Here is a 12,400-nt window from a genome sequence, read left to right as displayed (position 1 = left end):
GCGTATGCCTTGCCCGAGTCCCCCCAAGGACTGAGGGGGAGACAGTTTTTCCCTCGTCGCCATGAATGCGGCGAGGTTCGAGAGAAAAGGAATACGGATGGCGACTGAAAAGCTGCCGATGCTCCAGGAAGGCTATGACAAGCAGGTCAGGGAGCTGAAGGCGCTGCGCGAGGAACGCCCGCGCATCGTTGATGCGATCGAGGAAGCGCGTGCCCATGGCGATCTTTCGGAAAATGCCGAATATCACGCGGCCAAGGAACGCCAGGGTCAGGTCGAAGCCTCGATCGCGGATCTGGAGGACAAGCTCAGCCGTGCGCATATCATCGACCCGACCACGCTGTCGGGCGATCGCATCGTGTTTGGTGCGACGGTCACTCTGCTTGATGATTCTGACAAACCGGTGCGTTATCAGATTGTCGGTCAGGCCGAGGCCGATGCCAAGATCGGGCGAATCAGCTATAATTCGCCGCTGGGTCGTGCGCTGATCGGGCGCAAGGTCGAGGAAGAGATCGAAGTGACCGTGCCTTCGGGCGATCGCTTCTATGTGGTCGAAAAGATCGAATTCATCTGATCGGCCGAGATTTCGGCGACCTATGAAAAAGGCCCCGGAACCCATTGGGTTTCGGGGCCTTTTTGTTGAATGGGCGGACTGGATCAGTCTTCAGATTTGCCCGGTTCGAGCAAGCGGTGCAGGTGCACGACGACATAGCGCATTTCGGCGTCATCGACCGTGCGCTGCGCCGCGCCGCGCCAGGCTTCTTCGGCGCTGTGGTAGTCGGGAAACACGCCGACCACGTCGATTGCCTTGAGATCGACGAATTCGAGACCTTGCGGGTCTTTGACCCGACCGCCCATCACGAGGTGAAGCTTGTCCATGGGGAACTTTCCGTAGGGGAAGAGGGAGGCACAGCCCCTGACAAATGAGCTCGGGTAATTCAAGTACGATGAACGTCTTTATTCGGGTGTTCACGTGCTGAGCGCGGGCCCGTGTCAAGCCATTCCTCTTGTGACAGGCCGGGTTGCGACAGGCCGGGGTGTGACAGGATGGCCGTTCAGTCGTGTTTGCGTTGGATCAGGCGGTGGAGCGCGGATTCGCCTGCCTCGCGCAGCTTGGCCAGCACGGCTTCGGCAACGCCTGCGCCCTTTTCGCCGACGCCTTCGAGATGGCCGAGCTGTTCGCCGATGCGTTCCTCGATTCGGCCAACGCCGTCCTTGCCTGCGGCGGCGGCGCGCGTGGCATAGCGCAGCGCCAGGTCTGCGCCGAGCGCGGCCAGGCGCGTGAGGCGCGCGGTCGTGGCGTCAAGGGCCGCATCTGCGGGTATTTCGACGGCTGCCTTGCGCTTCTTGCGCCGCGACAGGGCCCCGGCGATCAGCGCGCCAACCGCGATCCCGCCGGCAATCGTCGCCACCGGATGTTCGTGTACGAATTCGCGCGCCCGGTTGGTGGCATTGGCCGCCAGTTCGTTGCTGCGCAGGCGCGCGGCTTCGATGCGTTCGGCCAGAGTGGTGTCCGAACTATCAGACGTATGGTCGGTTTCGGTCATGGGGGGACTCCTTGAAACACCAACGAACAGGGTAACGCGAACGAGAGGGCGGGCGTATCGGGCTTTAGTCGCGAAAATGCGCGATGGCCTTTTCCGCCCAGACAAAGACGGTCTGCGCCAATCCGCCTAGCCGGTTCCTGAACAGCCATCCGGCGAGAGCGGCCAGCGTCACGCCGAGCACGAGGCGGTTTTCGCCAGCGAGCGCGACCCCGTCTTCGAACGTATCGACCGCGCCCGCAATCACCCGTTCGCGCACCCGACTGGTCAGCGGCCGATCGGCCAGCCCATGGCGCAAGGTGGCCAGATCGGTGCGCACGATCCCGCGCGCCGCATCGCGCAGCCGCCGCGTCTCGATCACTTGCGTCTCGCCGGTATCGCCCGTCCCGAATCGGGTGTTCATACCGTTCCCCCGTCCTTGTCCGGGCCGATCAGCAGCCGGATCATCCGCCGCCCGCGCCGGATCGCAAGCCGCAGGCTGACAGCCCCCAGCAGGCCCAGCGCGATCGTCATCAGCCCGAGCGCGCCCCAGGGCCCGATCAGCGGTGCCAGCGCGAGCAGGAGTCCCACGACGATGGCCATCAAGGTAAAGAACGCGAAGAACAGCGCCAGGACCAGCAGCAGCGCGATGCTTTTGGCGCGGCTCAGCGCATAGGCCAGCGCCGCGCGCAAAAAGCCCGCCTCGGCCTCGACCAGCGTCTGCACATCCTCGATCAGCGCGCGCAACAGCGTCGCGAGCGAGGGTGCCTCGGCCTCTTTCCGATCAGGTTCGGTCACGTGAATGCCGGTTCGCGTTTACGCGTCGCGACTGCCCGAACGGCTGAACAGCCGGGCAAACAGAAAGCCGGTCACCGCTGCAATGCCCAGCGCGGTGGCCGGGCTCTTGCGCACGAATTCCTTCACGTCTTCGCCCAGATCGCCGATGTCCTTGGCGGCCAGCTTTTCCGCCGAGCTTTCCAGTGCACCGGCCGCCGAACGGGCATAATCGCCATAGGTCACGCCAAGCTTTTCATCGATCACCGGGGCGGTGTCGGAGATCGCGCGACCGACGACGGCAATCGCCTCGCTGGTCTTGTCTTTGCCCTGGCGGGCGAGATCGAGGCTCTTGTCGCGGGCTTGCCCGGCGAGCGCGCTGGCCTGTTCGCTCCATTCGGCGGCGGTCGCCCCGGCCTTTTCGCGCGCGGCGGCAGTCAGATCGGCGGCATCGGCGCGCAGCGCCCCGGCGCTGGCGCGGGCATCGTCGATGGCTTTGGAAAAGCGCGATTTGATCGCGGTTTCACACGTTTCGGCCACGGGCTCTGCGGTTGCGGGGGCGGTTGCCGGCTGCTCGCCTGCGTCCGACCCTGCGATGTCCGTTGCGATGTCCGTTTCCGGGGCGGGAGTGGAATTGGCCATGGCGCATGTCCTCCTTGCAGTAACGGTCATATCGGCCAAACGCTGGCCGCGAGTCCTTGTTCCGGCAATCCTAGCCCAAGCCCCCGGCGAAAGCGCCCCATAATTCGCCCTGCCATAATTCGTCCGGTTTGCGCATTGCAACTGTACATACGACGCTTGCCTGTCCCCGGTGCAACCGATAGGAGCCGCCCGAAAGGGCGTTGTCCAGCGCTACCTTGTCCATTTGGCCCTGTTCTTTGGCCCTGTCCTTTGACAGTGCCTTTTGGCTTCCTTTTTGAAAGGCCCGATCATGACCGCGATCATCGACATTCATGCGCGCGAAATTCTCGACAGCCGTGGCAATCCGACCGTTGAGGTCGATGTGCTGCTCGAAGACGGCTCGTTTGGCCGCGCGGCGGTGCCTTCGGGCGCTTCGACGGGCGCTCACGAAGCGGTCGAACTGCGCGACGGCGACAAGAGCCGCTATCTCGGCAAGGGCGTGTTGAAAGCGGTCAACGCCGTCAACACCGAGATCGCCGAGGCGCTGGTGGGCGTCGACGCCGAAGACCAGCGCGAGATCGATCTGGCGATGATCGAACTCGACGGTACGGAAAACAAGGCGCGGCTCGGCGCCAATGCCATTCTCGGCGCGAGCATGGCCGTGGCCAAGGCTGCCGCCGATGCGCGCGGTCTGCCGCTGTACAGCTATATCGGCGGTGTTGCGGCGCATGTCCTGCCGGTGCCGATGATGAACATCATCAATGGCGGCGAACATGCCGACAACCCGATCGATTTTCAGGAATTCATGATCATGCCGGTCGGCGCGCCGTCGCTTGCCGAAGCGGTGCGCTGGGGCTCGGAAGTGTTTCACACGCTGAAGAAGGGCCTTCATGAAAAGGGCCTGGCGACTGCGGTGGGCGATGAAGGCGGCTTTGCGCCGAACCTGTCGAGCACGCGCGATGCGCTCGATTTCATCCTCGCCTCGATCGAAAAGGCCGGGTTCAAGCCGGGCGAAGACATTGCGCTGGCGCTCGACTGCGCCGCGACCGAATTCTTCCGCGACGGCAAGTATGAAATCAGCGGCGAAGGCCTTTCGCTCAGCGGCGAAGCCTTTGCCGACTATCTCGCCGCGCTGACCGATGCCTATCCGATCGTGTCGATCGAAGACGGCATGAGCGAAGACGATTTCGCCGGCTGGGCCGCGCTGACGTCCAGGATCGGCCACAAGGTGCAGCTGGTCGGTGACGACGTGTTCGTGACCAACCCGCGCCGCCTGGCGATGGGCATCGAAAAGGGCCTCGCCAATTCGCTGCTGGTCAAGGTCAACCAGATCGGCACTCTGACCGAAACGTTGGAAGCGGTCAGCATCGCGCAGCGCGCCGGTTATACCGCGGTCATGTCGCACCGTTCGGGCGAAACCGAGGATGCGACGATCGCCGACCTCGCGGTTGCGACCAACTGCGGCCAGATCAAGACCGGCTCGCTCGCCCGCAGCGACCGGTTGGCCAAGTACAACCAACTGATCCGCATCGAGGAAGAACTGGGCCATTCGGCACACTTCGCCGGCAGGGGCGCGTTCGTCCGCATCCGCGCCTGATCGCTTTACAGGTTCAATTGGCAAACGGGGTCGGGTATTGTCCGGCCCCGTTTGTTTTGGACCATATCGGCCGCACTCTTGGCGGCCTGACAGGGTTGCCACGCGCGCACACAGGGCTATCGTCCAGCATGTTAAGGGCTGCGGGGGGCGGCTTGTGGGCTAGAGGTCATGCGATGCGCCGGACACCGAGTTGGAAGATTGTTCCTGCGACAATTATGCTGGCGTTTCCCGGTGTGGCCCTGGCCGGAGATCAGCTGTCCATAGCGCCCGCTCCTGACTGGGTGCGCCCTGTTGCCTACAAGGACAGCCCCGCCACCGACACGCAGGCGGCCGTGCAAGTGCTCGGCTCTGATATGCAAGTGCGCTTCGTCGGGGGCGAAGCGCAGCGTTTTGCCCATGTCGCGTTTCGTATCCTCAATCCCAGCGGGCTCAGCTCGGGCAATCTGTCCTTGTCGTGGAGCCCCGATCAGGGCGGTCTGACCGTGCACAAGGTGCTGATCCACCGTGGCAATCAGCTTATCGATGTGTTGGCCGGCGGGCAGACCTTTACCGTTCTGCGCCGCGAGCAGAATCTCGAAATGGCAACACTCGACGGTGTGTTGACCGCCAGCCTTCAGCCCGAAGGGCTGCAAGTCGGCGATATTGTCGAGTACATGTATACCGTGACGGCCCACGATCCGGTCATGCGCGGGCACATCGAATTCGGTTCGCCCGGGTGGAACAGCCTGCCGATCGGGCGTGCGCATCTCAAGGTTATCTGGCCCGGGTCGATCCCGATGCGGGTCCGCACGGATGGTCCGCTGCCGCAAGTCATGCCGGTGCAGGCGGGCGGTGACAAGGTGGCCGAGATTACCATCGACGATCTCGATCCCGGTCTCCCGCCGCGTCATGCGCCGGCGCGCTATCGGCTGGGCCGGGTCGTGGAAATGACCGACTTTGCGAGCTGGGGCGATATTTCGCGGTTGATGGCGCCGCTTTATGTCACCGCATCGGCGATCCCCGCAAGCGGGCCGCTGCACGACGAACTGGAAAAGATCCGCAATTCCTCGCCGGATTTCCGTGCGCGAGCGGAGGCCGCACTGGCACTGGTGCAGGACCGGGTGCGCTATGTCGCGCTGGAAATGGGCGTTGGCGGCTATGTGCCCAGCGATGCCGCAATCACGTGGTCGCGCCGGTTTGGCGATTGCAAGGCCAAGACGGCGCTGCTGCTTGGCCTGCTGCACGGATTGGGGATTGCGGCAGAGCCGGTTGCAGTCAATGTGGTGGCGGGCGACGGGATGGATCAGCGGTTGCCGCTGGCTGCCATGTTCAATCACGTGCTGGTGCGCGCGACTATCGGCGACACAACTTTTTGGCTCGACGGCACGAGGGCCAGCCACCACCGTCTGCGGAGCGAGGATGTGCCGCTGTTCGACTGGGGCCTGCCGCTGGTCGCCAGCGCGACCGGGCTGGTGCGGATGATGCCGCCGCCACCCAGTGTGCCGTTTGAAGCAATGTCGGTGCATATCGATGCCTCCGCCGGGGTGCAGGCACCGGCGCCGACCGAGGCGGAAATCGTGCTGACCGGTGATTCTGCGGCGGGGACCAACGATTCGCTTGCCGCCATGACGGCCGATGCCCGGCGCGAGGCGCTGGAACGGCTGTGGAAGACGCGATTGGGGCAAATCGAAGTCAAAACGTCCAGTACCCGATACGATACTGACGCAGAAGCGTTGCACATCGTGATGTCGGGCACGCTCAAGATGGAATGGCCGCATGGCGAATACCATGTCGAACCAGCCAATTTCAGCTTTGCCAATGTCGATCTGAGCCGGGCGGCGGGTAGGCCGACGGACATTCCCTATGCCGTGACGTACCCTCTCTACAACCGCACCACCGAGACGATCGTGTTGCCCAAATCAGAGGGCAGTTTTCACATCGGCACGGCGATGGAAGTGGACGAAACCGTCGCAGGATTTGCCTTGCATCGCCATGCCGACCTTCGCGGCGGTGTGTTTACGATCGAATCGTCGATGCGCAGCATGGCGCCGGAATTTCCCGCGCGCGACGCGACCACAGCGCAGGCGCGGTTGCGTGCCCTGGCGCAGCAACAGCCCTTGTTGCACATGCCGCTGGCCTATCGATCGACCAGCAACGAGATCGCTGCGGCGCGTGCCGATGAACCGACCACGTCCGAAGCTTATGTCAACCGCGCCATTGTCTACATGCGTCAGGCGATGGACGGCGCAGCGCGCAACGATCTCGATCGTGCGATCGCGCTTGATGCCAACAATCCCTATGCTTGGGCCGATCGTGCCGCCGTGAAGGGCAAGGCTCGCGATTTTGACGGCGCACGCGCGGATCTGGCCAAGGCAGAGGCGATCAATCCCAACATTGGCGTGATCTACAAGGTCAAGGGCGAACTGGCCCAGGAGACCAGGGATTGGCCCGGCGCACTGCGTGCCTATCAACAGGCGCTGGTCCTCGAACCCGAAGACGATACGACGCTGGCGCGGCTGGGCGCGATCAATGCGCAATTGGGCAATTATGCGCAGGCTCTGGAATATACAGGCAAGTTGGTACGCGGAAAATCGAACGATCGCGCGGTGTTGTTGCTTCATGCCGGTATGCTCGAAAAGCTGGGGCGCAATGCCGAACTGATCCAGATACTGGATCGCATGATGCGCACCGAGCCGAACAACACGATGTTTCTGCGATCGCGCGCGGGCGCCTATATGCGCATGGGGCGGCGCGATCTGGCGATGAAGGACATCATGACGCTGGCGCGGCTGGGCGGCAAGGGCAAGGCGGCGAAGGCGCCCGAGATGATTGCGCCGCCGATCGAGGTGACTGCCCCGTCGCGGCGCTGAATCACAGAATTCTAATTGGTCAATTAAGACCACTTCACAAAGTCGGATGCTTGTGCCAGCCTCTCGGGCGGAGAGGATAACAGGACATGGCAGCATTCCCGACGAATGCCGGGGCGGTTACGCCCGAATGGCTTGCGCCGCGTCTGTGCGCAGGCGGCGAGGGGGCAATTGTCGCGCTCGATTTCGTGCCGATCGGCACGGGGCAAGTGGGTGATACCGCGCGCTTTACCCTGACGTGGGACCGACCGGGGGCCGGGCCGCAGACGATCGCGGCCAAGTTCGCTTCGGCCGACCTGACCAGCCGATCGACGGCGGCGATGTTCGGGCTCTACGCCAGGGAAGTGAATTTCTATCGCACGCTGGCGGGCGCCATCGATGTGCGCACGCCGCATGTTCATGCCAGCGAACTGAGCGCTGACGGCGCGGAATTCGTCCTGCTGTTCGAAGATCTTGGCCCGGCGCGCGGGGGCAACCAGCTGGACGGATGCTCGATTGAGGATGCGCGCCACGGCGTGATCCAGGCCGCAGCGCTCCATGCGTCGACGTATGGTGCGCCGTGGCTGGCCGATGCGGCTTGGTTGCAGCCGGTGCCGGGGATCGTTGAGCGCATGAGCGAGCTCTATCCGCAGGCGCATGCCCTTTTTCGCGAGCGCTACGACGGAATGCTCGCACCCGAACTGATGGCGATATGCGATGCGCTCAATGCCGACATCGCCGGCTATTATGGCCGCAACCCGGCCTTGCGCGCGGTGTGTCATGGCGATTTCCGACTCGACAACATGCTGTTCGACGTGTGCGGCGGAAGGGAGCCGATCGCGGTGGTCGACTGGCAGACTGCGGGCGCCGATTGCCCGCTCAAGGATCTCGGCTATTTCCTCGGCTGCGGCATCGGCAGCGCCGTGCGTCGTCCGCACGAGGATGAACTGATCGACCTCTATTGTGCGCAGATGTCCCGCCGCGGAGTCCCGTTGACGCGCGCTATGATCTGGGACCGCTATCGCCTTGGCGCGCTGCACGGGGTCGCCACCGCCGTATTCAGCGCCGCCTTTGTCGTCAGGACCGAGCGCGGCGATGCCAACTTTCTGTCGATGGCGCGCAATTCGTGCGAGCTCGCGCTCGATCACGACAGCATCGGCGCGCTGAAAACCTGTCTGGAGACCGGATCATGCTGACCAAGGGCGACGACTTTCCGCTGCATCAGACTCCCGAGCCGGTGGCCTATTCCGGCACCGACCGCAATTTCTATGATCGCTATTTCTTCAACGGCTATGGGCCCGACGGCGGGGACTTCTTTGCCGTCGCGTTTGGCGTCTATCCGCATCTCAACGTCGCCGATGCGCATTTTACCGCGATTCGCGACGGGGTGGAATATTGCCTCCATGCCTCGCGCGAGCTGCAGATGGAGCGGCTCGACCTTTGCGTCGGGCCGATCGCGATCGAGGTGGTCGAGCCGCTGCGCCGATTGACAGTCCGGGTCGCCGGGGAAGGCATCGCGGCCGAATTGCACTTTACCGGGCGTTCGTTTCCGATCGAAGAGCCGCGCTTTACTTATCGCGTGGGGCCGCGGGCCTATATGGATTACACGCGGCTGACGCAGAACGGCACCTATTCGGGCTGGATCGAGATCGACGGCAAGCGGATCACGCTCGATCCCGCGACGACGGGTACGCGCGACCGCTCATGGGGCGTGCGCCCGGTCGGCGCTGCCGATACCCAGCCGCACGGGCACGGCGTGGTGCAGAGCTTTTTCTGGCAATGGACGCCGATCAATTTGCCGAACCGCAGCGTGTTTTTTCATCTCAATGCCAACCGCGACGGATCGCCGTGGAACACGCGCGCGGTGATCGCGCCCGACGGCGGCGCGCCTGCCGATTTTTTTGAAACCCCCTCGGCGCGGATGGAGGCGCCGTTACAGCCCGGCACGCGCTGGCCGGCACTCGGCCGGCTGACCATCGCCGCGCCGGACGGGCCGCTGACGCTCGATTTCGAGCCGCTGGTGCGGTTTCAGATGCGCGGGCTGGGCTATGTCTCGCCCAAGTGGGGCCATGGGCTCTATCACGGGCCGCTGGTGGTGGAGCGCGAGGATCTCGATCTTGCCGCGCTTGATCCGATGGCCCCGACGATGGAGAACTTTCACGTCCAGATCGTGTCGCGCGTGACGACGAGTGCGGGCGAGGTCGGGATCGGCGGGTTCGAGCAACTGATCATCGGGCCCTATGAGCCCCTGGGGCTGAAAGAGTATTTCGACGCCGGCTGACCTGATTGGGCATCAGGCGAGCATGATCAGCACCGCTGCGCCGAGCGCGATCAGCCCGCCGCCCAGCGCGCGCGTGCGGTTGACGTGTTCGTGCAGAAACACGGCGGCGATGATCAGGCCGAACACGATCGACGTTTCTCGCAAAGCGGCCAGCCGGGCGACGTTACCCAGGCGATAGGCGCCGAGCGCGAGGCCGTAGGAGACGATCGACAAGGCACCGGCGATGGCGCCCGCGCGCCATTGCGTGCGTGCCGCAATCACGAATTCGCGGCCCCGGCGCAGCGCGAAATACCCGCCGATGCCGACGCCGGTGGCGATGAAATTCCAGACGACATAGCTGATCGCAGCGGGCGTTGCACGCACGCCGCGCGCATCGATGACGGTATAGGCGGCAATCGCCGCGCCGGTGCCCAGCGCCCAGCCCAGCGCACGAAGCGGCGGCGCATTGCGCAAGGCAACCAGCAGCGTACCCATCGAGACAAAGGCAATGCCCAGCGCAATCGCCAGGGTCATCGCATCGCCCAGCACGAGCACCGAGGCGATCGCCGCGATCACCGGGGCGCTGCCGCGCATCACCGGATAGACCGCGCTCATGTCGGCGAGCGCAAAGGCCCGCACCAGGCACGACAGATAGACGAGATGCGCCGCGAGCGATCCCGCCAGCCAGAGCCACGCGCCATGGGGCAGGGGCACGATGAAGGCGAACGGCATCACGATCAGCGCGCTCGATCCATCGATCATCGCGCGCCCCGACATCTTGTCGCTGCCGCCGGCCTTGAAGATCGCATTGACGGTGGCATGGGTCATGCCCGACCCGATCATCATCAATCCGGCCCAGTGCGCGGGGCTGATGTTCGGGAGCAGGGCGCTCAGCTGAATCGTTCCCTGAGCGCGAGCAGCGCAAGCGCCGCCTTGGCCGCTTCGCCGCCCTTGTCTTTTTGCGCCGGGTCTGCGCGGACAAGCGCCTGCGCTTCGTTTTCGACGGTCAGGATGCCGTTGCCGATGGCCAGGCCGTCGATGGTCAGCGCCATGATCCCGCGCGCGCTTTCGCCCGCGACGATTTCGAAGTGATAGGTCTCGCCGCGAATGACCACGCCGATCGCGACATAGCCATCATAGTCGCCGCTTTGATCGGCGAGCGCGATCGCGGCGGGGATTTCGAGCGCACCCGGCACGGTGATCACTTCGGCCTTGTGCCCGGCCGCCTTGAGCGCGGCCTTTGCCCCCTGGATCAACTGGTCGTTGAGGTGGTCATAAAAACGGGCTTCGACAATCAGAAACTTGGCCAAGGCAAGGACTCCCCGAGAAAACTTATTCCACCGTAATCGGGCGTTCGCCGACGATATTGAGGCCATAGCCTTCGATCGCCACGACATTGCGGTGGGAATTGGTCAGCAGCACCATGTCGTGAACGCCCAGATCGGCGAGGATCTGTGCGCCGATGCCATAGCTGCGCAAGTCCATATCCATCATGCCCTTGCCGCTGACTTCATTGATCAGTTGCGTCGGCTCCGCGGGCATGAGCAGGACGATGATCCCGGCGCCGGCTGTACCGATTTCGGCCATCGCGCGTTGCAGCACGCGTTTGCGCGGACCGGGCTGGCCCAGCACATCGGCCAGGATCGAAATGGCATGGACACGCACCAGCGTCGGCTCGCCCGTTGCGACCGCGCCCTTTTGCAGGACGAGATGGACCGAGGCGTCGATCTTGTTGCGATAAGTGCGGATGGTCCAGTCGCCGCCATAGTCCGACTGAAACGGCGCGTGGCTGACGCATTCGACAAGATTGTCATGGCGGCGGCGATATTCGATGAGATCGCGGATCGTCCCGATCTTGAGCCCGTGACGACGGGCAAAGGGGATCAGGTCGTCCATCCGCGCCATCGTGCCGTCTTCGCGCATGATTTCGCAGATCACGCCCGAGGGATTGAGCCCGGCAAGGCGCGAAATGTCGACGGCCGCCTCGGTATGGCCGGCGCGGACCAGCGTGCCGCCGTCGCGCGCGATCAGCGGAAAGACGTGACCGGGGGTAACGATGTCATCGCGTGTTTTCGATGCGTCGATCGCGACCGCTACGGTGCGGGCGCGATCGGCGGCGGAAATTCCGGTGGTGACCCCTTCGAGGGCTTCGATCGAGACGGTGAAGGCGGTTTCGTGACGGGTGCCGTTGTTGCGGCTCATCAGTTCGAGGCCCAGCTGTTCGCAACGGACGCGCGGCAGAGTCAGGCAGATCAGGCCGCGGCCGTGCGTGGCCATGAAATTGATCGCATCGGGCGTTGCCATTTGCGCCGGGATGACCAGATCGCCTTCGTTTTCGCGATCTTCGTCGTCGACGAGGATGAACATCCGGCCATTGCGCGCTTCGTCGATGATCTCTTCGATCGTGGCGAGCGCGGGGGTCTCATCGCTTTCGCTGAGGACGCGTTCGAGCTTGGCCAGCGTTTCCGCCGTGGGATTCCAGCCGGGCTGCGTGATGTCGCGCAGCGTGTTGGCGTGGAGGCCGGCGGCGCGGGCGAGCCCGGCGCGAGACATGCCGCCTTCGGTGACGAGTCGGCGGAAGCGATCGATGAGGTCAGTGGACATGGTGTTGAGCTATGTCATTGCGATGTGAATTGCAAGAGGGGTGCGCACACTGCGATGTGAATTTGTTGCGCCTGCAAATGCGATGCTGCACAGGCTGCCGCATCATGCTTGCCACAGTTGTGCAATCTTCCCGGTAATCGAGCGAATGGTTTAAATAACCGGTTGACAAACATTCGGGCTCGTTATGTCTTGTGCAGAG

At 63.8% G+C, this 12,400-nt stretch carries 13 protein-coding genes; 5 read left to right on the top strand and 8 right to left on the bottom strand.

Going from position 1 to position 12,400, the window contains the following annotated elements:
• The first annotated feature begins 97 nt into the window (after positions 1–97).
• Positions 98–571, top strand: a complete 474-nt coding sequence (gene greA / locus AQZ50_RS05165) for a transcription elongation factor GreA (protein ID WP_067743442.1) — start codon at positions 98–100, stop codon at positions 569–571.
• 83 nt (positions 572–654) lie between these two features.
• Here greA and AQZ50_RS05160 read toward each other — a convergent pair whose 3' ends face one another.
• From AQZ50_RS05160 to AQZ50_RS05140, 5 genes are all read right to left on the bottom strand, one after another.
• Positions 655–876: a DUF4170 domain-containing protein gene (locus AQZ50_RS05160; protein ID WP_067743439.1), complete on the bottom strand. Its 222-nt coding sequence runs from the start codon at positions 874–876 to the stop codon at positions 655–657.
• Positions 877–1,052: 176 nt separating this feature from the next.
• Positions 1,053–1,544, bottom strand: coding sequence for a DUF883 C-terminal domain-containing protein (locus AQZ50_RS05155; protein WP_067743436.1), 492 nt, complete (start codon positions 1,542–1,544; stop codon positions 1,053–1,055).
• A 64-nt stretch (positions 1,545–1,608) separates the two neighbouring features.
• Positions 1,609–1,944: a hypothetical protein gene (locus AQZ50_RS05150; RefSeq protein WP_067743433.1), complete on the bottom strand. Its 336-nt coding sequence runs from the start codon at positions 1,942–1,944 to the stop codon at positions 1,609–1,611.
• Entirely contained in the window at positions 1,941–2,318 is a 378-nt protein-coding gene (locus AQZ50_RS05145) for a phage holin family protein (RefSeq protein ID WP_067743429.1), read from the bottom strand. Before AQZ50_RS05145 ends, AQZ50_RS05150 begins: the two co-directional genes overlap by 4 nt.
• A gap of 18 nt (positions 2,319–2,336) precedes the next feature.
• The gene (locus tag AQZ50_RS05140; protein WP_067743427.1) at positions 2,337–2,936 is read right to left on the bottom strand and encodes a hypothetical protein; all 600 of its coding nucleotides are present in this window, start codon (positions 2,934–2,936) and stop codon (positions 2,337–2,339) included.
• Positions 2,937–3,225: 289 nt separating this feature from the next.
• Between AQZ50_RS05140 and eno the strand changes: the two genes are divergently transcribed.
• From eno to AQZ50_RS05120, 4 genes are all read left to right on the top strand, one after another.
• Positions 3,226–4,512, top strand: coding sequence for a phosphopyruvate hydratase (gene eno / locus AQZ50_RS05135; RefSeq protein WP_067743915.1), 1,287 nt, complete (start codon positions 3,226–3,228; stop codon positions 4,510–4,512).
• A 215-nt stretch (positions 4,513–4,727) separates the two neighbouring features.
• Positions 4,728–7,361, top strand: coding sequence for a DUF3857 domain-containing protein (locus tag AQZ50_RS05130; RefSeq protein WP_231730116.1), 2,634 nt, complete (start codon positions 4,728–4,730; stop codon positions 7,359–7,361).
• 86 nt (positions 7,362–7,447) lie between these two features.
• On the top strand, positions 7,448–8,533 hold the full coding sequence (locus AQZ50_RS05125) for a phosphotransferase family protein (RefSeq protein WP_067743421.1): 1,086 nt from the start codon (positions 7,448–7,450) through the stop codon (positions 8,531–8,533).
• Positions 8,527–9,618 carry an Rv3169 family protein gene (locus AQZ50_RS05120; protein WP_156427227.1) on the top strand — a complete coding sequence of 364 codons (1,092 nt, stop codon included), beginning with the start codon at positions 8,527–8,529 and terminating at the stop codon, positions 9,616–9,618. Before AQZ50_RS05125 ends, AQZ50_RS05120 begins: the two co-directional genes overlap by 7 nt.
• A gap of 12 nt (positions 9,619–9,630) precedes the next feature.
• On the opposite strand, the gene AQZ50_RS05115 is transcribed toward AQZ50_RS05120, so the two are convergent.
• The 3 genes from AQZ50_RS05115 to ribB form a co-directional block, all read right to left on the bottom strand.
• Positions 9,631–10,425 carry a DMT family transporter gene (locus tag AQZ50_RS05115; RefSeq protein WP_231730115.1) on the bottom strand — a complete coding sequence of 265 codons (795 nt, stop codon included), beginning with the start codon at positions 10,423–10,425 and terminating at the stop codon, positions 9,631–9,633.
• A 62-nt stretch (positions 10,426–10,487) separates the two neighbouring features.
• Complete coding sequence (gene ribH, locus AQZ50_RS05110; protein ID WP_067743417.1) at positions 10,488–10,907, bottom strand: 6,7-dimethyl-8-ribityllumazine synthase; 420 nt, start codon at positions 10,905–10,907, stop codon at positions 10,488–10,490.
• A 22-nt stretch (positions 10,908–10,929) separates the two neighbouring features.
• Positions 10,930–12,201: a 3,4-dihydroxy-2-butanone-4-phosphate synthase gene (gene ribB / locus AQZ50_RS05105; protein WP_067743415.1), complete on the bottom strand. Its 1,272-nt coding sequence runs from the start codon at positions 12,199–12,201 to the stop codon at positions 10,930–10,932.
• Positions 12,202–12,400 lie beyond the last annotated feature (199 nt).

Source organism: Novosphingobium sp. Fuku2-ISO-50 (assembly GCF_001519055.1).
Lineage (GTDB): Bacteria > Pseudomonadota > Alphaproteobacteria > Sphingomonadales > Sphingomonadaceae > Novosphingobium.
This window is presented reverse-complemented; position numbering and strand designations above follow the sequence as displayed.